Genomic DNA, 22,344 nt, shown 5'->3' on the forward strand with positions numbered 1-22,344 from the left:
GTGCCGGGCGTCGACCGCGCCTTCGTGCGCGCGGCTGGTGGCGAGATCCACCTCCGCCGCGCGGCGGGGGAAGGGCGGCCGCTGGTGCTGGTCCATGCCTCGCCCGGATCGTCGCGCGCGCTGCTGCCGCTGCTGGGCGAACTCGCCGCCGCCGGGCTGCCGCTGGTGGCGCCGGACACGCCGGGCAACGGCGATTCGGACGATCTCGCGCCCGCCGATCCGGAGATGGACTGGTACGCCGACGCACTGATCGCGCTGCTCGACGCGCTCGGCCTCGACCGGGTCGACCTCTACGGCACGCACACCGGCGCGCGGATCGCCGTGGAGACGGCGGCGCGCCACCCGGATCGTGTCGGTCGGCTGATCCTGGACGGGCTGATCGACTATCCGCCCGAAACCCGTGCCTTGTTCCTGGAGCATTACGCGCCCCGCAAGGTGCCCGACGACCATGGCGGGCATTATGCCTGGGCGTTCAACTATATCCGCGATCAGGTGGTGCATTTCCCGCACTTCCTGCGCGATCCGGCGCACCGGCTGATGACCCGCGCGATGCCCGATGCCGCCGCGCTCCATGCCGCGACGCTCGACGTGCTCAAGGCGCTGACCTCCTACCATAAGGCCTATCGCGCGGCCTTCCGCCACCCGGTGGCGGAGCGGCTGGCCGAGGTGCGCGCGCCGACGCGGGTCTGGCGTGCCGAGGGCGAGCTGCCGGACCTGCGCGCGGCGGTGGAGGCGCTGGCGGGCGTGGCGCCGGATGCCAGCGTGGAGGAGGTTGGCCGCTCGCCGGGGGACAAGGCGGCGGCGATCCTGCGGTTTCTGCGTTAGGGTGTGCTCCCGCGAAGGCGGGAGCACCCAACCGTTGGTGACGAACTATGGGCTAGATCGCCCCCTTCGCCGCATCGACGATCGCGTCGCCGCGGGCGAACCAGGTGCCCGGCCGCGCCGCCAGCTCCGCCAGCAGCCGCTCGAACGCGCCGATGCGATAGGGCAGGCCGAGGATGTATGGCGTGACGTTGAGCGCCAGCATGCGCCCGCCCCAGGTCTCCGCCTCGCGCGCGAGCAGGTCATGCGCGTCGAGCATCTGCTCGACATAGCTGTCGACACCATGCTGCTGCGCGACCAGGATCTGCCGGTCGGACAACTCATGGCTCAGCGGCAGGTTGACGAGGTCGCCCGCCGTGGTGTGGAAGCGGTAAGGCAGTTCGTCGTTCACCCAGTCGCACATGTAGTCCAGCCCCGCCTCGGCGAGCAGCCGCGGCGTTGCGAAGCTCTGCGAGCGGGCGATCGACAGCCAGCCACGCGGGCGCGTGCCGGCCACCTCCTCCAGCGCGTCGAGCGCGCCGGCGATCAGCGCGCGCTCGTCGGCCTCGGGCATGCCGCCGGCGATCGTGCCGTTCATGTCGGTGGAATGCGCGATGATCTCGTGGCCCGCGGCGACCACGTCGCGGATGATCGACGGATAGCGTTCGGCGATCGCGCCGTTTGCCGCCACCGAGACACGCGCGTCGACCTTCGCGAAGGCATCGAGCAGCCGGTACAGGCCGACGCGCGTGCCATATTCGCGCGCGGTATAATGGCGGAAGTCCGGGTAGCTGGTCTGCATGTGGCCGGGCGCGCGGAACGGCTGGTCCGCGGGCGTGATCGGGAACCATTCGAGGTCGACGGTGATCCACACCGCCACCGTCTTGCCCTCGGGCCAGGCGAGCGGCGCGCGCGCGCGCATGTCGGACCAGGGATAGAGGTCATGGTCCATGCCGTGCCGGCGCTTGGCATAGGCGAGATAGGCGGGATCGAGCGGCATCAGCGCGCCTCCAGGTAACGGGCGGCGTCCGCGGTCGCGGCATCATAGCCGTTGGCGAGGAAATGGTCGGCGATGTCGCCCGAGCGGGTGATCCACGCGCGCCCGTCCGCGGCGATGTGCCGCAAAGCCTCTTCAAAGGCGGCGATCCGGTGCGGCTGGCCGATCAGATAGGCGTGAAGCGGGATGCACATCACCGTGCCCGAGGCCGCGCCCTCCGCCGCCAGCCGCTCGAACTGGCGGATCAGCGTCTGCGCATATTCGCGCGGGCTCATGTTATAGACCAGGAAGCCGTAATGGTCGTTCACCTCCAGACTGTACGGCATGGAGATGAGCCGGCCGGACTTCACGTGCACCGGGCCGGGCTGGTCATCATGATACAGGTCGCAGGTGTAGGTGAGGCCGTATTCGGCGATCAGGTCCAGCGTGCGCGGCGTGTGGGTGAGCGCGGGGGCGAGCCAGCCCTTGATCGTCTGCCCGGTCGCGGTGCGCACCGTGGCGATCGCATCCTCGATCAGCGCGCGCTCCTGCGCCTCGTCCATGCCGTAGCTGTAGCGGGTGTTGTAGACGCCGTGGCTGAAGAACTCCCAGCCGAGCGCGTTGACCTGATCGACGATCTCGGGGTGATGCTGGCACATCGCCACCGACAGCGACACCGATCCCTTGAAGCCGTGCCGCTCCATCGCGTCCACCAGCCGCTGGTGGCCGACGCGGTTGCCATAGTCGCGATGGGAATAGCCGACGACGTCGGGGTGGGGCCGCGCCCAGCTCTTGCGGTGCGGGTTGGCGGGGGGATCGAGCTCGTAGAACTCGATATTGGGAGATACCCAGACCGCAACCGTCTTGCCCTCGGGCCATTCGATCTTCGCGCGGTCGCGATTGGGGCGGAAGTCGTACAGGCCGGGATCCGCGGCACCTTCGTGCATCAGCGCGCCTCCAGCCAGTCGATCACCGCCTGCACTGGCTCGACATCGGCATATTTCAGCTGGAGGTCGGTGAGATTGGCATAATGGTAGCTCTCGTGCTTGTCCGCGCAGCATTCGATCGGCACGATGGTGCGATAGCCGCGGCTCAGGCTGTCCACCGCCGCGGCGCGGATGCAGCCGGAGGTGGAGCCGCCGGTCAGCACCACCGTGTCCACCTTGTGCCAGACCAGCAGGCTTTGCAGCGGCGTCTCGAAGAAGGGGGAGGGCATGCGCTTGGTGTAGACGGCGTCGCCGGGCAGCACCTCGCACCGGTCGTCCAGCGCGGCGCGGCGCGAGCCGTGCTTGATGTTCTGGAGGCTGTCCTCGGTGTTGGTGCGCGTGCCCCAGACGCCCGCGTCCGAGGCATCGTCGGCGTAGGCGACATGCGTCCACACCACCGGCATGTTCTTGGCGCGGGCGAGGCGGGAGAGGGTGTTGACGTATTCGATCTGCCGCGGATCGGTCTCGTAGGCGGTCTTGAACTCGTCGATGCGCGTGTAGGCGTTCTGGAGGTCGATGTTGACGATCGCCAGTTTCTCGCCGAACCCGAACTTCTTGCGGGCCGGATTGGCCATCACCTCTTCGAACAGTTGGCGCGCGGTTTTGTCCTCGCGCACCATCCGGGTGCCCACGATCGTCATGCTACCTCCAGGGTTCGGGCGGCGCCGGCCTGCCGGAAGCCCAGCGGCAGTCCGGCATCTGGCGTGAAGCCGTAGAGCGGTTCGCCGGGCAGCGCCTCGGCGAGGATGGCGCGTACGGCGTTGAGCCGCTCCAGGTCGATGCCGGTGCGCAGCCCCATCGCCTCCAGCATGAAGACGAGGTCCTCGGTCACGATATTGCCCGACGCGCCCGGCGCGAATGGGCAGCCGCCGAGACCACCCAGCGATGCATCCAGCGTCGTCAGCCCGCAGTCCAGCGCGGCCAGCGCATTGGCGAGGCCCAGCCCCCGGGTGTTGTGGAGGTGGATGCCGGTCACCGCCGCCTCGCCGACTGCGCCGCGCACCAGCGCGATCAGCCGCTTCACCGCGGCGGGATCGGCATAGCCGGTGGTATCGGAGATGCCGACCTCGTCGCAGCCCGCCGCCATCAGCCCTTCGGCGAGCCGCGCGATCTGCGCATCGGGGATCGCCCCCTCCAGCGTGCAGCCGAAGGCGGTGGACAGGCTCCCCTCGAAATGCGGGCGCTCGCTCGCGGGCAGCGCGGCGATCATGGCGGCGATCTCCTTCGCCTCGGCCAGCACCTGTTCGTGGGTGCGGCGCAGGTTGCGCAGCGAATGCGTCTCGGAGACCGACAGCGGCAGCGTCAGCTTGTGCGCGCCCGCGGCGATCGCGGCGGCGGCGCCGCGCGCGTTGGGCACCAGCACCGCGACGGTCAGGCTGGGGATGGTGCGGGCAAAGGCGACCACCTCCGCGGTGTCGGCGAGTTGCGGCAGCAGCTTGGCAGGGACGAAGCTGCCCACCTCGATCTCGCGCACCCCGGCGGCGGCCTCGGCGGCGATCCAGGCCTTCTTCGCCGCCAGCGGCATCACCGGGTCGATGCTCTGCAACCCGTCGCGCGGCCCGACCTCGCTGACCAGAATGTCGATGCCCTGCATGGCGGTGCTCCCCGTCTCGCCCAAGTGCCGACCGACCGCGGCCGTTGCGTTATTTGTATTATGTCTATATCAAATGCGCAACGCCGTTCAAGGCGAGACATGCAGCATCGGGGAGCGAATGTCGCCAGATACCCTGCCGTTAGCCGGCCTCAAGGTCGTGGAATTCACCCACATGGTGATGGGGCCCGCCGTGGGCGTGATCCTGGCCGATCTGGGCGCGGAAGTCATCAAGGTCGAGCCGGTGGGCGGGGACCAGACGCGCGAATTGCTCGGCTCGGGCGCGGGCTATTTCCCGATGTTCAACCGCAACAAGCGCAGCATCTGCCTGGACCTCAAGAGCGCCGACGGGCTGGAGGCGGCGCGCGCGCTGCTCGCCACCGCGGACATCCTGATCGAGAACTTCCGCCCCGGCACGCTCGCGAAGCTGGGCCTCTCCTATGAGGCGCTCCGGGCGGAGAATCCGCGGCTGATCTATTGCTCGGCCAAGGGGTTCCTGACCGGCCCGTACGAACAGCGCACCGCGCTGGACGAGGTGACGCAGATGATGGGCGGGCTCGCCTATATGACCGGACCGCCTGGGCGGCCCTTGCGTGCGGGCTCCTCGGTGATCGACATCACCGGCGGCATGTTTGGCGTGATCGGCATCCTCGCGGCGGTGGAGCGCCGCCACCGCACCGGCGAGGGCGGCGAGGTGCGCTGCTCGCTGTTCGAGACCACCGCCTTCCTGGTCGGCCAGCACATGGCGCAGGCGGCGGTGACCGGGCAGGCGGCGCGGCCGATGCCGGTGCGCATCTCCGCCTGGGCGATCTACGACGTGTTCGAGACCGCGAACGAGGGCGAGCAACTGTTCGTCGGCGTGGTCAGCGATGCGCAATGGGTCGCCTTCTGCCGGGCCTTCGGGCTCGACGCGCTGGGCGACGACCCTATGTTGGCGAAGAACAACCAGCGCGTGCTGGCGCGCGAGGCGATCCTGCCGCAGGTGCGCGCGCTGTTCGCGGAGATGGCGCGCGACGAGCTGGTCGCGCGGCTGGAAACGATCGGCCTGCCCTTTGCGCCGATCACCCGGCCGGAGGACCTGTTCGACGATCCGCAGCTCAACGCGGGCGGGCTGGTCGAGCTGACGCTGCCCGACGGCCGCACCACCCGCCTGCCGGCACTGCCGGTGGAGATCGATGGGGAACGGGCCGGGCTGATCCGCGACCTGCCCGCGATCGGCGCGGACACGGCGGCGGTGCTGGCGGAGATCGGCCGTCCGGTGCCCGCCGACGCCGCCTGACATGCTCGCGCGTACGCTCTTCGAGAAGCTCTGGGACCTGCACCGCGTCGCCGATCTCGGCGACGGCACCGGGCTGCTGCTGATCGATCGCATCCTGCTGCACGAGCGGACCGGCAGCGTCGCGCTGGAAAGCCTGCGCGAGGCGGGGCGGCCGGTGATGGCGCCGGGTCATGTCTTCGTCACCATGGACCATATCGTCGACACTTTGCCGGGCCGCGGCGACGCGACGATCATGCCCACCGGCACGCAGTTCATCACCGCGACGCGCGCGGCGGCGCAGGGGGCGGGGCTGACCCTGTTCGACATCGGCGATCCGCGCCAGGGCATCGTCCACGTCGTCTCCCCCGAACAGGGCATCGTGCTTCCCGGCCTGAGCCTGGTCTGCCCGGACAGCCACACCTGCACGCAAGGGGCGCTGGGAGCGCTCGCCTGGGGCATCGGCTCGACCGAGGCGGAGCATGCGCTGGCCACCTCCACCCTGCGGGTGCGGCGGCCGCGCACGATGCGCATCCGCATCCATGGCACGCTCGGCGCGGGCGTCACCGCCAAGGACCTCGCGCTGCACCTGATCGCCCGGCTCGGCTCGGCGGGCGCGAGCGGGCATCACCTGGAGTTCGCCGGCACGGCGGTCGAGGCGCTCGACATCGAGGGCCGGCTGACCCTGTGCAACATGGCGACCGAGATGGCTGCTTTCTCCGCGGTGATCGCGCCCGACGACAAGACCATCGCCTATCTCGAAGGCCGTCCCTATGCGCCGAAGGGCGCGAGGTGGGAGGCCGCGGTCGCCTTCTGGCGGACGCTGCACAGCGATGCCGGGGCGACGTTCGACCGGGAACACCATTTCGACGCGGCGGAGGTGGCGCCGATGGTGTCCTGGGGCACCAGCCCGCAGCAGGCGGCGCCGCTTGGCGCGACGGTTCCGCCGTTCGATGCCGATGCCGGCCGCGGCACGCAGGGCGCGCATGACCGCGCGCTCGATTACATGGCGGTGGGCGAGGGACAGGCGCTGGCCGGCCTGCTGATCGACGCGGCCTTCATCGGCTCGTGCACCAACGCGCGGCTGTCGGACCTGCGCCGCGCGGCGGCGATCCTGAAAGGCCGCCATGTCGCGCCAGGGGTGAAGGCGATCTGCGTTCCCGGATCGACGCGGGTGAAGGCGCAGGCCGAAGCGGAGGGACTCGACCGCATCTTCCGCGACGCCGGTTTCGAATGGCGCGAGGCGGGCTGCTCGATGTGCTTCTTCGCGGGCGGCGAGAGCTTCGGCCACCGCCAGCGGGTGATCACCTCCACCAACCGCAATTTCGAGAGTCGGCAGGGGCCCGAGACCCGGTCGCACCTCGCCTCGCCCGAGACGGTCGCCGCCTCCGCGATCGCCGGGCGGATCACCGATCCGCGGGAACTGGCGGCATGAGCGGCGAACCGTTCCGCCGGCTGACCGCGATCGGCGTGCCGCTGCTGCGCGACAATGTCGATACGGACGCGATCATCCCCTCGCGCGAGATGAAGTCGGTGTCCAAGCGCGGCCTTGCCGACGGGCTGTTCGCGGGCTGGCGCTACACCGAGGTCGGCGGGCGCGATCCCGACCCCGCGTTCGTGCTCAACTGGCCGGGTTTCGCTGAGGGCCGCATCCTGGTGTCGGGCGCCAACTTCGGCTGCGGATCGAGCCGCGAGCACGCCGCCTGGGCACTGGCCGAATATGGCTTCCGCGCGATCGTCGCGCCGAGCTTCAACCCGATCTTCCGGGGCAATTGCATCCGCAACGGCATCGTTCCGGTCGAGCTGGACGGCGCGGCGGTGACCGCGCTCGGCCGCTATCTCGAAGAGGGCGCGGGCGACCGGCAGGTGACGGTCGATCTGGAGCAGGAGCAGGTGTCGAGCGCGGCCGGCACCTGGAAGTTCGGGCTTGAGCGCGAGAGTCGGGAGATGCTGCTCGAAGGGCTCGACGCGATCGACCTGACGCTGCGCGCGCGGGACCAGATCGCAGACTTCCGCGAGCGTGATCGTGCGCTTAGAGGCTGGGCTTATCTGTGAGGCAGTCGCGGGGAGACTTGGCGTGATCCTGTACGATGCGGCGCATGCCCCCAGTCCGCGGCGGGTGCGCATGGTGCTCGCCGAAAAGAGCCTCCAGATCGAGCGGCGCACGGTGGACCTGCGCACCGGCGAACATCTGGCCGAGGCCTTCCGTCGCATCAACCCGCTCGGCACCGTGCCGGTGCTGGTGGTGGACGATCTCGTGCTCACCGAATCGTCAGCGATCTGCCGCTACCTCGATGCGATCGCACCCGAGCCGCCGCTGTTCGGCCGCACGCCGGCCGAGATCGCGGTGATCGAGCAATGTTGCCGCCGAATAGAGGAGCATGGCTATCGCCCGGCGGTCGATGCGCTGCGCAACCGCGCCCCCGCTTTCACCGATCGCGCCCTGCCGGGAATGAGTGATGCGGTGCCGCAAATTCCCGCACTGGTGGACCGCGCGGCCATCGTCTTCGAAAGCTTTACGCGAGAACTCGACCGGCGCCTGCGAGATACTAGGTGGATCGCGGGTAGTTTCTTCTCATTTGCGGATATCGCCGCGCTCGTCGCCATCGACTTTGCCGAGAGAGCGCGGCTGACAGTGAGCGACGGGCTGGCGAATCTCGCCGAATGGCGGGCTGCGATGAATGGACGATCCAGCGCCTCCGCGTGACGGCGTCCGTGCGGAGTTCGCGCGGGCTTGGATCAGTCATCCCGGTCGTGCTCGGAGGAAGGTCGAAGTAACAAATCACGTCCTTATGGCAGGGCATCGACGATTGCCTGACCGCATGCGTGCGTGTCGGGTGGAGCATCGGCGAGGCGGACCAGATCTGGCCCATTGATTGGCGATCCCCTGGCCGGCGATGTCGGGCGCCGATTCGTGCACGGACGCGAACGGCGGGAGTGCCGTGGCACCAAGACCTACGCGGACGGTAAGTCACTCAGTATGAGTGACGATCCTCTCGTTGAAGCTGGTCAGCATATTTCGCGCACCACACTGGGGGAGTGGGGGTCGCAGGTTCGAAGCCTGTCGCCCCGAACGAATTTAGCCTTCGGAAGGCTCTTCTTCAGAGGCGGCGGCAGGACGCTCGAACCAGGCTTCCACCGGGCCGGTGAGCTTGATCGTCAGCGGGCGGCCGCGGCGATCGACCTTCTTGCCGAGCGCGACGCGGATCCAGCCCTCGGAGATGCTGTATTCCTCGACATCGCGGCGCTCGACGCCCTTGAAGCGGATGCCGACCCCGCGTTCCAGCACCGCCTGGTCGAAGTGCGGGCTGTCGGGATCGATCGAAAGATGGTCGGGGGGCGTATCCATGGGCGGGTGCCTAGCGGCGGGTTGGCGGTGAGTTCAAACGAAAACGGCGCGGGAGCCAGGCTCCCGCGCCGTTCGATCAGGGTGTCGCCCGGATTACCAGCGACGGTAGCGCACCACCGGTCCGCGGCGATAGGCATAGGGCCGGTAGTAAGGCCGCCCACGATAGACCACGCGCGGACGGTACGCGCGCGGGCGATAGACGACTGGCGGGCCGTAGAAGCGGCGCGGGCCGTAGTAAGGGCCGTAATAGCCGCCGTAATATGGGCCGCGGTTGCCTGCGATCGCCGCGCCGACGCCCAGGCCGACGATGCCGCCGACGATCGCCGCGCCCGCGACATCGCCGCGATCGTAACGGCCGCGCCAGCGCTGTGCTTCCGCCGGAGCGGCAACGGTGAGAACGGTGGCGGCGAGGGCAGCGCCCAGACCCGCCTTGGTGATCATGCTGGTCATACTCGAACCTCCTCTACACATACGCCCGGTCCGCTGGTGATAAGAACGCATGAGTCGGTGAGCGTGTTTCAACGCTGTAATATTCGCCGCCTGAACCCGCTGCGAATGCGCCGTTCATTTGCGGTTTAGCCGCCGCCGTGAAGGTTGATCTTCTGGCCGGTGACGTAATCTGCGTCGGCCGAGACGAAGAAGGCGACGGCGGCGGCGACGTCTTCGGGCGTCGAGACACGGCCGAAGGGCGAGGAGGCGGCGAGATCGTGGATGTCGGCGACGCCGCGGGTCGCCCTGGCGAGTCGCTCGCCCATGTCGGTGACCGTCAGGCCGGGCGCGACGATGTTGACGCGGATGCCGTTGGCGCGCTCCTCCTTGGATAAGACCAGCGCCAGCGCCTCGGCGGCGGCCTTGCCCATCGAATAAGGCGCACCGTGCGCGGCATGGTAGAGCGTGGCGACGCTGGAGATCATCACGATGTCGCCGCGCCCGCCCTCGGCCGCCTGCGCGCGCATCGAGGGGAGCACCAGCTTCGACAGATAGTGCGGCGCGAAGGCGTGGGTGCGCATCACCCGCTCGAACTCGCCCGGATCGGTGTCCGCGACGGTCTGGCCGCGGCTGGCGATACCGGCGTTATTGACCAGGATGCCGATGCCGCCGAAGTCCGCGACGACCGCCTGCACCATCGCTTCGCACTCCTCGAAGCGGTCGACCGAGGCGGCATAGGCCTTCGCCCGGCGGCCCATGCCTTCGATCTCGCGGACGACATCAGCCGCCGACTCAGCGTCGCGGCGATAGTTGACCGCCACGTCGGCACCGTCGCGGGCGAGGCGCAGCGCGATGGCGCGCCCGATGCCGCGGCCCGCGCCGGAGACGAGCGCGACCCGGTTCATGCCTGTGCCTTTCGCGAATAATCGGGGCGGCGCTTCTCGAAGAAGGCGCGGATGCCCTCGCCGAAATCGGGGCTTGTGGCGCACAGGATCTGGTTGCGGTCCTCCATCGCCACCGCCGCCTCCAGGCTGGGCGCGTCGAGGCTCATCCGCAGGCATTCCTTGGTGAGGCGCAGGCCGAGCGGCGCGGTGGTGAGCATCGCCTCCACCAGCGGCGCGGCGGCCTCCTCCATCGCCTCGTCGGGCACGACGCGGCTGGCGAGGCCGGTCCGCTCGGCACGGTCGGCGGTGATGAAGTTTCCGGTGAGCATGAACTCGGCGGCGACGCTGGCGCCGACCAGCCGCGGCAGGAAATAGCTGACGCCGATGTCGCAGGCGGAGAGGCCGATGCGGATGAAGGCGGCGTTCATCCGCGCGCTCTCGCCGCAGATGCGGATGTCGGCCGCCAGCGCCATCGCGAAGCCGCCGCCGCAGGCGGGGCCATGGACCAGGGCGATGATCGGCTGCGGGCAATAGCGCATCGCCATCACGATCTCCGCGATCGAACGCTGGTGGGCGAGCCGGTCGATCGTGTCGGCCGCGCCGCGCCCGTTTTCCTGGAGGTCGAGCCCGGCGCAGAAGGCGCGGCCGGCGCCCTTCATCACCACCACGCGGCAGTCGCGGTCCTTGGCGAGGCCGCGGAAATAGCCGCTGAGTTCCTCCACCATCGTGTCGTCGAGCGCGTTGAGCCGCTCGGGCCGGTTCAGCGTCAGCCAGTCGACCTCGCCGCGGCGCTCGACCGCGATCGCCTGATAGGCCACCTTCCTCTCCCTCTTGTTCCGTAACCTTTGTTACGGCAGACGGGGGCGAAAGCAAGGGAGAGGCGCGCAATGGCTTACGAACAGATTCTCTATGCGGTGGAGGCCGGCATCGCGACGATCACGATGAACCGGCCGGAGAAGCTCAACGCCTTCACCGGCACGATGATGGCCGAGATGATCGATGCGTTCGACCAGATCGACGCCGACGATTCGGTGCGCTGCGTGATCGTCACCGGCGCGGGCCGCGCGTTCTGCGCGGGGGCGGACCTTTCCGCCGGCGCCAAGACCTTCGACTATGACACGCGCGCGGATCGGCCGGACCATGGCAGCGGCCGCGGCGGCCTGTCCTACGAGATGGAGGAAGCGCGCGACGGCGGCGGGCGGCTGACCCTGCGCATCTTCGAATGCCTGAAGCCGGTGATCGCGGCGATCAACGGCCCGGCGGTGGGCGTCGGCTCCACCATGACGCTGCCGATGGACATTCGCCTGGCGAGCGAGTCGGCGCGGATGGGCTTCGTGTTCGCGCGGCGCGGGATCGTGCCCGAGGCGTGCTCGTCCTTCTTCCTGCCGCGCGTCGTCGGCATCAGCCAGGCGCTGGAATGGTGCTTCTCGGGCCGGGTCTTCGATGCCGCCGAGGCGCAGGCCGGCGGGCTGGTGAAGCAGGTGGTGCCGGGCGACCAGTTGCTCGCGGTCGCGACGGCGCTGGCGCGCGAGATCGCCGATAACACCGCGCCGGTCTCGGTGGCGCTGACCCGGCAGATGCTGTGGCGCGGCCTCGGCTTCGGCCACCCGATGGACGCGCACAAGGTGGACAGCCGCGCGATCCTGTCGCGCGGCCGCTCGGGCGACGCCAAGGAGGGGGTCACTTCGTTCCTGGAGAAGCGCGCGCCCGCCTATCCCGACAAGGTGTCGGTGGACATGCCGGACTTCTTTCCGTGGTGGGAGGAGCAGCGCTACAGCTGACGCGCGGCGCCGGGCGGCGGCGTCAGTGCGCCGCCGCGCCGTGCACGCCCACGCCTGTTTCCGAGCGGAGCCGCTGCTCCGGGTACGCCGCCCGGTCGATCGCGGCTCGCGGCGAGCGGTCGGCAAGCGAGATCAGCCAAATCGCCAGGAAACCCGAGGGCACCGAGAAGAGCGCGGGCGACGAATACGGGAAGATCGCCTTCTCGAACCCGAACACCGCCACCCAGATCACCGGCGATAGGACGGTCAGCCCAAAGGCGCTGAGCAGTCCGACGGCGCCGCCCCAGGCCGCGCCGCGGGTGGTGCAGCCGCTCCACAGCAAGGACATCACCAGCACCGGGAAATTGCCCGAGGCGGCCAGCGCGAAGGCAAGGCTGACCATGAAGGCGACGTTCTGCTTCTCGAACACGATGCCCAGCACGATCGCGGTCAGCCCCAGCACGATCGTGGTGATCCGGGAGACGCGCAGTTCCTTCTTCGGATCGGCGGTGCCGCGGCGGATCACGCTGGCATAGATGTCGTGGCTGATCGCCGAGGCGGCGGACAGGGTGAGGCCCGCCACCACCGCCAGGATCGTCGCGAACGCCACCGCGGAAATGAAGCCGAGGAACAGGTTGCCGCCGATCGCATGCGCCAGGTGCATCACCGCCATGTTGTTGCCGCCGCGCAGGGCGCCTGCGGCGTCGACATAGTCGGGGTTGAACGAGATCATCACGATCGCGCCGAAGCCCAATACGAAGGTGAGCGCGTAGAAATAGCCGATCCACACCGTCGCCCACAGGATCGACTTGCGCGCCTCGCGCGCGTCCGGCACCGTGAAGAAGCGCATCAGGATGTGCGGCAGGCCGGCGGTGCCCAGCATCAGCGCGAAGCCGAACGATAGCGCCGAGATCGGATCCTTGATGAACCCGCCCGGCCCCATGATCGCGCGGCCCCTGGCGGCGGCGTCCTCCGGCGACAGGCCGGTCTCCAGCGCGAGGCGCGTCTTGATCGCCACTGCCCGCGCGAACAGCGCCTCGAACGAGAAGCCGACATGCGCCAGCACGCCCAGTACCAGGAAGGTCGCGCCGAGCAGCAGCAGCACCGCTTTGATGATCTGCACCCAACTGGTCGCGCGCATCCCGCCGAACAGGACGTAGACCATCATCAGCCCGCCGACGACGGTGATCGCGTAGAGATAGGGTAGGCCGAACAGCAGCTGGATCAGCTGCCCCGCGCCGACCATCTGCGCGATCAGGTAGAAGGCGACCACCAGCAGGGTGCTCACCGCCGAGAAGCTGCGCACCGGCCCCTGGAGGAAGCGGTAGGAGGCGACGTCGGCGAAGGTGAAGCGGCCCAGGTTGCGCAGTTTCTCCGCCACGAGGAACAGCACGATCGGCCAGCCGACCAGGAAGCCGATCGCATAGATCAGCCCGTCATAGCCGTCGTTGAAGATCTGCGAGGTGATGCCGAGGAACGAGGCGGCGGAGCAATAGTCGCCCGCCATCGCGAGGCCGTTCTGGAAGCCGGTGATGCCGCCGCCGGTATAGAAGTCCGACACGGTGCGCGTGCGCCGCGCCGCGGTGCCGGTGATCCACAAGGTGACCGCGACGAAGCCCGCGAACATCAGAATCGCGGTCCAGTTGGTCGGCTGGCGCGCGATCGCGCCGGCGATCGCCGCCTGCGCGCCGCTGCTCCAGCCGAGCAGCACCAGCAGCCCCGCCCCGATCGCAAGCCGCGGGATCACGCGTTGGTCCCCGCCAGTAACTCGGCGAGACGCGCATCATACTCGCGATTGGCGCGCCATACGTGGAGCGCGCAGATCGCGACGGTGCCGACCAGCATCGCCATGCCCAGCACCACCGCGATGCTCGTGGCGCCGCCCGCCACCGGCCGCGCCATCAGCGGCTTGTCGAACGCGATCAGCGAGATGAAGGCGGTATAGGTCGCGACGGTGATCGCGGTGAGCCACCAGGAGAAGTGCTGGCGATCACGGACCAGCGCGGCGTAGCGGGGGTCGACAGCGATGCGGGCGAGCAGCGCGCTTTCAGCGGGGTCGGGTGCGGCCATGGCCCCTCATCGGCAAAGACGGTCGCACTTGCAACGCGGCGCGGGGTCAGGGATGCGCCTTGGTCCAGGCGACAATCTCGCCGAGCGGCGCAACCCAGATGTCGCGCCGGTGCGCCTTGAGCCAGACGAGCAGGGCCTCGTGCGCGGGATTGGCGGTTTGCAGATAGTCCCCGCCTACGCCGTGGAAGACATACACCGCCAGACCACCATTGACGCGCGCCCGTTCGGCAAAGGCGATCAGCTGCGCGCCGCTTGGGTTCTCCGGCGTCTCGAGCGCAGGAATTCGCATGGGATCGAGCCGCGAGGCATCGACCGGCTCGGCAGCCACCGCGGTGCGGCCATAAGTGACGATCCCGGCGGTGCGGAGCGGCTCCAGATAATCTTGCCCGTTCACCTGGTTGATCGTGCAGGGGCTGGCGAAGCCATGCGCCCGGCGGCCGTCCAGCGCAGTCAGCAGCGTCTCCTGTTGTGCGATCTCGCGGACCATCTGCGCAGGGCTGTACGCTTCCGAGGTGTAGCGCGGATCGGCAGGATAGCTCGCAGCGGGGCAGGGATGGAAGAGCGAGTGGTTGGCGAGCTCATGCCCCTTCTTCGCGAGCGCTCGCCAGCGGGCGACATGCTCGCGACGCACGCTGCTCAGGAAGAAGGTGCCGCGCAATCCGGCCCGTTCGAGTGCGGGCGCGGCATTGTCGAGCTGCGAGGCGAGCGCATCGTCATAGGTGAGCGCCACCGCCGCGCGGGCACCGTTCGGCCAGCGGGCGGCGGCGGGGGTGGAGGCAGCGGCGGCGAGCGCCAGGGCCACTAACAGTGCGCGGAACATCTTCGGCTCCTTCTGGCGGATCGTGCGTGGATGATGGTTCCTCCCCTGCAAGGAGAGGTGGCGCGAGCCACGGAGGGGTGTTCCCTCCATCCATAGAGCATCACCCTTCCGTCAGGCCTACGCCCTGCCACCTCCCCTTGCAGGGGAGGAACGTTTGCCACGGTTCATATGACCTTTCGCCTGCGTTATATAGAAGCGTGGCACACGAGAACGACAAGCGACTCGCCGCCGAGGCCGCGGTGGCGGAGATCGCCGAGGGCATGCGGGTGGGGCTCGGCACCGGCTCTACCGCGGCGTTCGCGATTGAGGCACTGGCACGGCGGGTGGCGGAAGGCCTCAAGGTCGAGGCGGTGGCGACCAGTGACGCCACGGCGGCGGCGGCGTTCGCGGGTGGCATCGTGGTGCGCGACTTCGCCGATTTCGCCACGCTCGACGTCGCCATCGATGGCGCGGACGAGATCGACGGCGATCTCCGCGCGATCAAGGGCGCGGGCGGGGCGATGCTGCGCGAGAAGGCGGTGGCGGCGGCGGCGCGGCGCTTCGTGGTGATCGCCGACGGCAGCAAGCGGGTGGAACGGATCGGCGCGGCTCCGGTGCCGGTGGAGGTGCTGCCCTTTGCCCGCGCGTCCGTCCTCGCGCGGCTGGAGGCGCTCGGCGCGGCGGTGACGGTGCGGCCGGGCTATGAGACCGACAACGGCAATCTCGTCGCCGACTGCCGCTTTGCCGACCTGTCCGACCCGCACGCGCTCGCTGCCCGGATCGCCGCCATCCCTGGCGCGCTTGGCCATGGGCTGTTCCTCGACGAGGTCGACACCGCCTACATTGCCGCCGAAGGGATCGTTACGCGACTGGAACGCGATCGATCGAGCCGCTAGGAAGGCGGAGCCGGCAACCCTGCGCGTGCGGGTGCGTTCGGCGAACGAAACTCCACGAGGTTCCCCGATGACCGATACTGCGACTGCGCCGTCCGGCGTTCACGAGGACGGCAGCCCCGAGCGGCTGGCGATCGACACGATCCGCACGCTGTCGATGGACGCGGTGCAGAAGGCCAACTCCGGCCACCCCGGCACGCCGATGGCGCTGGCGCCGGTCGGGCACACCTTGTGGACCCAATTCCTCCGCTACGATCCCGACACGCCCGACTGGCCCAATCGCGACCGGTTCGTGCTGTCGGTCGGCCATGCCTCGATGCTGCTCTACGCGCTGCTGCACCTCGCCGGCGTCAAGGAGATCGACCGCGACGGCAACAAGACCGGCAAGCCCGCGGTGAGCCTGGAGGATATCGAGCAGTTCCGCCAGCTTTCCTCCAAGACCCCCGGCCACCCGGAATATCGCCACACCACCGGCGTCGAGACCACCACCGGGCCGCTTGGCCAGGGCTGCGGCAACTCGGTTGGCATGGCGATCGCCGAGCGCTGGCTGGCGGCGCGCTACAACAAGCCCGGTTTCACCCTGTTCGACCATGACGTCTATTCGCTGTGTGGCGACGGCGACATGATGGAGGGCGTCTCCGCCGAGGCGGCGAGCCTGGCGGGGCACCTCAAGCTCTCCAATCTGTGCTGGATCTACGATTCGAACCACATCTCGATCGAGGGCGGCACCGATCTCGCCTTCGACGAGGATGTCGGCAAGCGCTTCGAGGGTTACGGCTGGAACGTCCTCCACATCGACGATGCCAATGACGTCGCCGCGCTGGCGCGCGGCTTCAAGGAGTTCCGCGCCACCGACGACCGGCCGACTTTGATCATCGTCCGGTCGGTGATCGGCTGGGGCAGCCCCAAGGCGGGCAGCGAGAAGGCGCATGGCGAGCCGCTGGGCGCGGACAACATCGCCAAAACCAAGGAAGCCTATGGCTGGCCGGCCAAGGACTTCTACGTGCCCGAAGGCGTGCAGGCGGCGTTCGAGGCGGCGGTGGCGGATCGCGGCCGCCCGCTGCGCGAGGAATGGCAGGCGCTCTACGCTAAATATGCGGAAGCGGAGCCGGAGCTCGCCAAGGAGCTCAAGGCGATGCTGTCCGACACCCTGCCCGAGGGCTGGGACGCCGACATCCCCGTCTTCGACGCGGACGAGAAGGGCATCGCCAGCCGCGACGCTGGCGGCAAGGTCCTGAACGCGATCGTCAAGCGGGTGCCGTGGCTGATCGGCGGCTCGGCCGACCTGGCGCCCTCCACCAAGACCGACATCAAGGGCGAGCCGTCCTTCTCCGCGGAGGATTACGCCGGCCGCAACTTCCACTTCGGCGTGCGCGAGCATGGCATGGGCGCGGTGGTCAACGGCATGACGCTCAGCCACCTGCGCGGCTATGGTAGCACCTTCCTGGTGTTCCTTGACTATATGCGCGCGCCGGTCAGGCTGTCGGCGATCATGGAGCTGGGCGCGGTGTGGGTCTACACCCACGATTCGATTGGCGTCGGCGAGGATGGGCCGACCCACCAGCCGATCGAGCATCTCGCCACCATGCGCGCAATCCCCGGGCTCGACACGATCCGCCCGTGCGACGCCAACGAGGTCGCCGAGGCGTGGCGCGCGGTGCTCCAGGACGCGAGCACGCCCGCGGCGCTGGTGCTGTCGCGCCAGGCACTGCCGACGCTCGACCGCAGCAAATACGCGCCCGCGTCCGGGCTGGCCAAGGGCGGCTATGTCCTCGCCGACTGTGAGGGCACGCCGGAAGTGATCCTGATCGCCACCGGCTCCGAGGTGGCGCTGGCGGTGAAGGCGTACGAGCAGCTCAAGGCGGAGGGCGTGAAGGCGCGCGTCGTCTCGTTGCCGTCGTGGCACCGCTACGAGGTGCAGGATGCGGTCTATAAGGAGAGCGTGCTGCCCCGCGCGGTCAAGGCACGCGTCGCGATCGAGATGGCGGGCGAGCTCGGCTGGGACCGCTATGTCGGTTACGAGGGGCGGACGATCACCATGTCCACCTTCGGCGCCTCCGCCCCGCTGGCCAAGCTCCAGGACAAGTTCGGTTTCACCGCGGACAATGTGGTGAAGGTGGCGCGCGAGGTGATGGGTTCCTAAGTCGGCGCAGTAAAGCCAACCGTTCGTGCTGAGCGAAGTCGAAGCACTGCCCCGTCCCGCGTGGCCTTCGATTTCGCTCAGGCCGAACGGAGGTGGGTGCATTCGGGATGGAGACGTAAGATGGGCAAGCTCAACGACCTCGGATCGCTCGGCCAGGCGGTCTGGCTGGATTTCGTCGACCGCAAGTTCCTGGAGGCGGGCGGCCTCAAGAAACTCGTCGACGAGGACGGATTGACCGGCGTCACCTCCAACCCGTCGATCTTCGAGAAGGCGATGGGGCAGGGCACCGCCTATGACGAGACGCTCGCCGCCTTCGACAAGGCGCATCCCGGCGCGGCGACCATCGACCGCTACGAGGCGCTGGCGGTGGAGGACATCAAGGCCGCGGCCGAGACGCTTCGGCCGGTGTACGACCGGCTGGACGGCAAGGACGGCTATGTCAGCCTGGAGGTGAGCCCCTACATTTCCGACGATACCGATGCGACCATCGCCGAGGCGCAGAAATTGTGGGCGATGGTCGACAAGCCCAATCTGATGATCAAGATCCCCGGCACCCCCGCGGGCGTGCCCGCGATCGCCGCGACCATCGCCAACGGCATCAACGTCAACGTCACCCTGCTGTTCTCGCAGGAAGCCTATCAGGCGGTGGCGCTGGCCTATTGCGACGGGCTGGAGAAGCGCGTCGCGGAAGGGCAGCCGATCGACAAGATCGCCAGCGTCGCCAGTTTCTTCGTCAGCCGGATCGACTCGGCGGTCGACAAGAAGATCGACGCGCTCGGCACCGACGAGGCCAAGGCGATTCGCGGCAAGGTGGCGATCGCCAACGCCAAGATGGCGTACCAATGGTATCTGGAGTTCCTGAAGTCCGATCGCTGGCAAGCGCTCGCCGCCAAGGGCGCGCAGCCGCAGCGGCTGTTGTGGGCGTCCACCGGCACCAAGGACAAGGCCTATCCGGACACGCTCTACGTCGACACTTTGATCGGGCGCGACACGGTGAACACCATGCCGCCCGCGACGATGGACGCGTTCCGCGACCATGGCACCGCGGCCGAGACGCTGACCCAGGATATCGACGGCGCCCGGCACGTGCTGGCGGAAGCCGAGCGACTGGGCCTCAATCTCGCAGGCGTCACCGAGACGCTGGCGAGCGAGGGCGTGGCGAGCTTCGTCAAGTCGTTCGACGACCTGATCGGCTCGATCGCCGCCAAGCAGCCGGCCCAGGCGGGCGCGTGACACCACCATCCGTTCGCGCTGAGCGAAGTCGAAGCGCCGGGGCATGTGCTTCGACTTCGCTCAGCACGAACGGGCGAGGAGCATAGAGTTATGAAGCTAGGCATGATCGGCCTCGGCCGGATGGGCGGCAACATCGCGCGCCGGCTGATGCGTGGGCAGCACGAGATGGTGGTGTTCGACCGTAACACCGAGGCGGTGGACACGCTCGCCGGCGAGGGCGCGATCGGCGCCAGCTCGATCGACGACATGCGCGCCAAGCTTGATGATCCGGAGATCTGGTGGGTGATGCTCCCCGCCGGCGCGCCGACCGAGGACACGATCATGGAGATCTGCCGCGAGGCGAAGCCCGGGTCGATCGTGATCGACGGTGGCAACACCTTCTACAAGGACGATATCCGCCGCGCGCAGCTGCTCGCCGATAAGGGTATCCACTATGTCGACGTCGGCACCTCGGGCGGCGTCTGGGGGCTCGACCGCGGCTATTGCATGATGATCGGCGGCGACAAGGAGACGGTCGATCGGCTCGATCCGGTGTTCGAATGCCTCGCGCCCGGCCTCGGCTCGATACCGCGCACCCAGCGTGCGGATGGCGCCGATCCCCGCGCGGAAAAGGGCTATATCCACGCCGGCCCTCCCGGCGCGGGCCATTTCGTCAAGATGGTCCATAACGGGATCGAGTACGGGCTGATGCAGGCCTATGCCGAGGGCTTCGACATCCTCAAGGGCAAGTCATCGGAGAAGCTGCCCGAGGACCAGCGCTTCGACCTCAACCTCACCGACATTGCCGAGGTGTGGCGGCGCGGCAGCGTGATCTCCTCCTGGCTGCTCGACCTGTCGGCCTCGGCGCTGGCGAAGGACCAGAAGCTGGAGCAATTCTCCGGCCATGTCGCCGATTCGGGTGAGGGCCAGTGGACGATCGACGCGGCGATGGAGGAAGCGGTTCCCGCCCACGTCCTCACCGCCTCGCTCTTCGCGCGCTACCGCAGCCGGGTGGATCATACGTTCGGCGACAAGATGCTCTCCGCGATGCGCTTCGGCTTCGGCGGGCATGTCGAGATGCCGCAGTGAAGCGTTCTGCCGGGGAGGCGCGCTGATGACGCTCGTCGTCTGTGACGTCGACGGCACCCTTGTCGACAAGCAGAAGAACCTTGCCGACGAGACCGTCGCCGCGGTCCAGCGCCTGCGCGATGCCGGCGTCGGCTTCACCATCATCAGCGCGCGGCCGATGAGCGGCATGCGCTGGATTGCCGACCGGCTGGACCTCGACGTGCCGATGGGCGCGTTCAACGGCGGGCTCGTCTTCCGCCGCGACGGCAGCATCGCCACGCGCGCGACCGTGCCCGCGGCGGTCGCGCGTGGCGTGGTCGCGATGGGGCAGGCGGCGCCCGTCGACATCTGGGTCTTCGCCGACGATCAGTGGCACGCGACCAGCGGCGAGGGGAAGCACGCCGACAGCGAGCGGCGATCCGCCAACCAGGAGCCGGCGATCTGCGAGCGCTTCGACCATCTCCTCGATCGTGCCGACAAGATCACCTTCGTCAGCGACGAGCCCGAGGTGCTGGCCGCCCTGCGCGACAAGGCGCTGGGCGCGTTCGAGGGGCAGGCGACGATCGTCCAGTCTCAGACCTACTATCTCGACGTCACCGCCAGGGCCGCCAACAAGGGCGACGGCATCGCCGCGCTGGCGCAGGCGATCGGCGCCGACCTGTCCGACACGATCGCGATCGGCGACCAGGCCAATGACATCGCGATGTTCGAGCGCGCCGGCCGCGCCATCGCGATGGGCAACGCCACCGATGCGGTGAAGGCGAAGGCCGGCGAGACCACGGAAAGCAACGACGCCGCGGGCGTTGCGCATGCCATCGATACGCTCATCCTGGGGAGACACACGTGAAGCAACTCGTCGCCTTCGATCTCGACGGCACCCTCGCGCTCAGCAAGCAGGCGATCCAGCCCGACATGGGCGAGGCGCTCGCCGACCTGCTCGGCGTCGCGCATGTCGCGGTGATCTCGGGCGGCGACTGGCCGCAGTTCGACAAGCAGGTGGCGAGCAACCTGCCCGCGCGCGCGGACCTGTCGAAGCTGTGGCTGATGCCCACCACGGGCACCAAGCTCTACACGCACCAATCGGGGTCCTGGCAGGCGGTCTATGCGGAACTCTTCTCCGACGAGGAGAAGGCGAAGATTCTCAAGGCCTTTGACGAGGCGCTGGAGGCGACCGGCTTCGTCCCCGAGCAGACCTGGGGCGAACGGATCGAGAACCGCGGCTCGCAGATCACCTTCTCCGCTTTGGGCCAGCAGGCGCCCTTGGAGGCCAAGGAGAAGTGGGATCCCGACTTCGCCAAGCGCAAGGTGATCCAGGCGGACCTGAAGCAGCGGCTGCCCGGCCTCGCCATCAACATGGGCGGATCGACCTCGATCGACATCACCCGCGAGGGCGTCGACAAGGCGTACGGCCTCAAGAAGCTGCGCGACGCGAGCGGCATCCCGCTCGATGCGATGATGTTCGTCGGCGACGCGATCTTCCCGGGCGGCAACGATTATCCGGCAAAGGAGCTGGGCCTCGACACGGTGAAGGTGCGGGACCCGCAGGAGACGCTGAGCGTGATCGCCACCGTGGTCGCCTGCGGCAAGTGACCTGATCCTCCCCGTTCACGGGGAGGGGGACCATGCGCAGCATGGTGGAGGGGCGCCCGCCCCAGGCGCCCCGCCCAGCCGAACCGCCCCTCCACCCCCAGCCTGCGGCTGGCGGTCCCCCTCCCCGCTGTCCGGGGAGGAATGGTCCAATCCTCCCCTGGAAGGAGTTTCAGGTGAACAGCGCCCCGCGCTGTTCAGGTCAGGCTGGGAGCCTGACCGACCTGAAACTGTGGCAGCGCGTAGCGCTGACGGAGGGGTGTCGCCCTCTCAAGAGCGGGACACCCCTCCACCAGCTTCGCTGGTCCCCCTCCCCCTCCGGGGGAGGAATGAACTAGTCCGCCCTAGGTGGTTCTGCGTCAAAGCCCACGTCTTTGAAGCCGGCCATCTGCAAGATGTAGATTGCGCCACCTAGGCAGCGATAAGGCGCGTCGGCAACGTCGGCCTCGATGTGAGCACGCCTGCCAGGCCGCGCCTCCCGGCGGGCAATCGCAGGCAAATCGTCCAGTCCGATCGTCCGGCCTTCTATTGTGACTGTGCA

Annotated in this window: 23 protein-coding genes; 12 read left to right on the top strand and 11 right to left on the bottom strand. The window is 68.7% G+C overall.

The window, feature by feature from the left end; genetic code table 11:
- Entirely contained in the window at positions 1 to 825 is an 825-nt protein-coding gene (locus tag ACFDTH_RS01535; protein ID WP_375285739.1) for an alpha/beta fold hydrolase, read from the top strand.
- Between the two features lie 52 nt (positions 826 to 877).
- Here ACFDTH_RS01535 and ACFDTH_RS01540 read toward each other — a convergent pair whose 3' ends face one another.
- The 4 genes from ACFDTH_RS01540 to ACFDTH_RS01555 are packed head-to-tail and all read right to left on the bottom strand — an operon-like array spanning position 878 to position 4,357.
- Entirely contained in the window at positions 878 to 1,801 is a 924-nt protein-coding gene (locus tag ACFDTH_RS01540) for a polysaccharide deacetylase family protein (RefSeq protein WP_375285740.1), read from the bottom strand.
- Positions 1,801 to 2,724, bottom strand: a complete 924-nt coding sequence (locus tag ACFDTH_RS01545; protein ID WP_375285741.1) for a polysaccharide deacetylase family protein — start codon at positions 2,722 to 2,724, stop codon at positions 1,801 to 1,803. The genes ACFDTH_RS01540 and ACFDTH_RS01545 overlap by 1 nt, the downstream gene beginning before the upstream one ends.
- The gene (locus ACFDTH_RS01550; RefSeq protein WP_375285742.1) at positions 2,724 to 3,404 is read right to left on the bottom strand and encodes an isochorismatase family protein; all 681 of its coding nucleotides are present in this window, start codon (positions 3,402 to 3,404) and stop codon (positions 2,724 to 2,726) included. Before ACFDTH_RS01550 ends, ACFDTH_RS01545 begins: the two co-directional genes overlap by 1 nt.
- On the bottom strand, positions 3,401 to 4,357 hold the full coding sequence (locus ACFDTH_RS01555; protein WP_375285743.1) for a hydroxymethylglutaryl-CoA lyase: 957 nt from the start codon (positions 4,355 to 4,357) through the stop codon (positions 3,401 to 3,403). The genes ACFDTH_RS01550 and ACFDTH_RS01555 overlap by 4 nt, the downstream gene beginning before the upstream one ends.
- 118 nt (positions 4,358 to 4,475) lie before the next feature.
- On the opposite strand from ACFDTH_RS01555, the gene ACFDTH_RS01560 reads away from it, so the two are divergent.
- From ACFDTH_RS01560 to ACFDTH_RS01575, 4 genes are read left to right on the top strand one after another with little or no spacing between them, the layout of a single operon-like run.
- On the top strand, positions 4,476 to 5,633 hold the full coding sequence (locus ACFDTH_RS01560; RefSeq protein ID WP_375285744.1) for a CaiB/BaiF CoA transferase family protein: 1,158 nt from the start codon (positions 4,476 to 4,478) through the stop codon (positions 5,631 to 5,633).
- 1 nt (position 5,634) lies between these two features.
- Positions 5,635 to 7,044 carry a 3-isopropylmalate dehydratase large subunit gene (locus ACFDTH_RS01565; protein WP_375285745.1) on the top strand — a complete coding sequence of 470 codons (1,410 nt, stop codon included), beginning with the start codon at positions 5,635 to 5,637 and terminating at the stop codon, positions 7,042 to 7,044.
- Positions 7,041 to 7,664, top strand: coding sequence for a 3-isopropylmalate dehydratase small subunit (leuD, locus tag ACFDTH_RS01570; RefSeq protein ID WP_375285746.1), 624 nt, complete (start codon positions 7,041 to 7,043; stop codon positions 7,662 to 7,664). The genes ACFDTH_RS01565 and leuD overlap by 4 nt, the downstream gene beginning before the upstream one ends.
- Positions 7,665 to 7,686: 22 nt before the next feature.
- The gene (locus tag ACFDTH_RS01575; RefSeq protein WP_375285747.1) at positions 7,687 to 8,316 is read left to right on the top strand and encodes a glutathione S-transferase family protein; all 630 of its coding nucleotides are present in this window, start codon (positions 7,687 to 7,689) and stop codon (positions 8,314 to 8,316) included.
- A 372-nt stretch (positions 8,317 to 8,688) separates the two neighbouring features.
- On the opposite strand, the gene ACFDTH_RS01580 is transcribed toward ACFDTH_RS01575, so the two are convergent.
- From ACFDTH_RS01580 to ACFDTH_RS01595, 4 genes are all read right to left on the bottom strand, one after another.
- Positions 8,689 to 8,958, bottom strand: coding sequence for a DUF3297 family protein (locus ACFDTH_RS01580; protein WP_375285748.1), 270 nt, complete (start codon positions 8,956 to 8,958; stop codon positions 8,689 to 8,691).
- Between the two features lie 93 nt (positions 8,959 to 9,051).
- On the bottom strand, positions 9,052 to 9,408 hold the full coding sequence (locus tag ACFDTH_RS01585) for a hypothetical protein (RefSeq protein WP_375285749.1): 357 nt from the start codon (positions 9,406 to 9,408) through the stop codon (positions 9,052 to 9,054).
- Positions 9,409 to 9,533: 125 nt separating this feature from the next.
- Positions 9,534 to 10,292, bottom strand: coding sequence for an SDR family NAD(P)-dependent oxidoreductase (locus ACFDTH_RS01590; protein ID WP_375285750.1), 759 nt, complete (start codon positions 10,290 to 10,292; stop codon positions 9,534 to 9,536).
- Positions 10,289 to 11,089, bottom strand: a complete 801-nt coding sequence (locus tag ACFDTH_RS01595) for an enoyl-CoA hydratase/isomerase family protein (RefSeq protein WP_375285751.1) — start codon at positions 11,087 to 11,089, stop codon at positions 10,289 to 10,291. The genes ACFDTH_RS01590 and ACFDTH_RS01595 overlap by 4 nt, the downstream gene beginning before the upstream one ends.
- Before the next feature lie 69 nt (positions 11,090 to 11,158).
- On the opposite strand from ACFDTH_RS01595, the gene ACFDTH_RS01600 reads away from it, so the two are divergent.
- A complete protein-coding gene (locus ACFDTH_RS01600) occupies positions 11,159 to 12,052 on the top strand; it encodes a crotonase/enoyl-CoA hydratase family protein (protein WP_375285752.1) in 894 nt (297 codons plus the stop codon).
- A gap of 22 nt (positions 12,053 to 12,074) precedes the next feature.
- Here the strand turns inward: ACFDTH_RS01600 and ACFDTH_RS01605 are convergent, their stop codons facing one another.
- From ACFDTH_RS01605 to ACFDTH_RS01615, 3 genes are read right to left on the bottom strand one after another with little or no spacing between them, the layout of a single operon-like run.
- Entirely contained in the window at positions 12,075 to 13,778 is a 1,704-nt protein-coding gene (locus ACFDTH_RS01605; RefSeq protein WP_375285753.1) for a cation acetate symporter, read from the bottom strand.
- The gene (locus ACFDTH_RS01610; protein WP_375285754.1) at positions 13,775 to 14,101 is read right to left on the bottom strand and encodes a DUF485 domain-containing protein; all 327 of its coding nucleotides are present in this window, start codon (positions 14,099 to 14,101) and stop codon (positions 13,775 to 13,777) included. The genes ACFDTH_RS01605 and ACFDTH_RS01610 overlap by 4 nt, the downstream gene beginning before the upstream one ends.
- Positions 14,102 to 14,147: 46 nt before the next feature.
- Complete coding sequence (locus tag ACFDTH_RS01615) at positions 14,148 to 14,921, bottom strand: polysaccharide deacetylase family protein (RefSeq protein ID WP_375285755.1); 774 nt, start codon at positions 14,919 to 14,921, stop codon at positions 14,148 to 14,150.
- A 197-nt stretch (positions 14,922 to 15,118) separates the two neighbouring features.
- Here ACFDTH_RS01615 and rpiA point away from each other — a divergent pair, with 197 nt between their 5' ends.
- The 6 genes from rpiA (at position 15,119) to ACFDTH_RS01645 (ending at position 21,806) form a co-directional block, all read left to right on the top strand.
- Complete coding sequence (rpiA, locus tag ACFDTH_RS01620) at positions 15,119 to 15,796, top strand: ribose-5-phosphate isomerase RpiA (RefSeq protein ID WP_375285756.1); 678 nt, start codon at positions 15,119 to 15,121, stop codon at positions 15,794 to 15,796.
- A gap of 67 nt (positions 15,797 to 15,863) precedes the next feature.
- Complete coding sequence (tkt, locus tag ACFDTH_RS01625) at positions 15,864 to 17,936, top strand: transketolase (RefSeq protein WP_375285757.1); 2,073 nt, start codon at positions 15,864 to 15,866, stop codon at positions 17,934 to 17,936.
- Positions 17,937 to 18,056: 120 nt separating this feature from the next.
- Positions 18,057 to 19,169, top strand: coding sequence for a transaldolase (gene tal, locus ACFDTH_RS01630; RefSeq protein WP_375285758.1), 1,113 nt, complete (start codon positions 18,057 to 18,059; stop codon positions 19,167 to 19,169).
- A 90-nt stretch (positions 19,170 to 19,259) separates the two neighbouring features.
- The gene (gene gnd / locus ACFDTH_RS01635; RefSeq protein ID WP_375285759.1) at positions 19,260 to 20,237 is read left to right on the top strand and encodes a phosphogluconate dehydrogenase (NAD(+)-dependent, decarboxylating); all 978 of its coding nucleotides are present in this window, start codon (positions 19,260 to 19,262) and stop codon (positions 20,235 to 20,237) included.
- A 25-nt stretch (positions 20,238 to 20,262) separates the two neighbouring features.
- Positions 20,263 to 21,063, top strand: coding sequence for a Cof-type HAD-IIB family hydrolase (locus ACFDTH_RS01640; RefSeq protein WP_375285760.1), 801 nt, complete (start codon positions 20,263 to 20,265; stop codon positions 21,061 to 21,063).
- Entirely contained in the window at positions 21,060 to 21,806 is a 747-nt protein-coding gene (locus ACFDTH_RS01645) for an HAD-IIB family hydrolase (RefSeq protein WP_375285761.1), read from the top strand. The genes ACFDTH_RS01640 and ACFDTH_RS01645 overlap by 4 nt, the downstream gene beginning before the upstream one ends.
- The last annotated feature ends 538 nt before the right edge of the window (positions 21,807 to 22,344 follow it).

Origin of the sequence: Sphingomonas sp. (assembly GCF_042096255.1) — a bacterium.
GTDB lineage: Bacteria > Pseudomonadota > Alphaproteobacteria > Sphingomonadales > Sphingomonadaceae > Sphingomonas.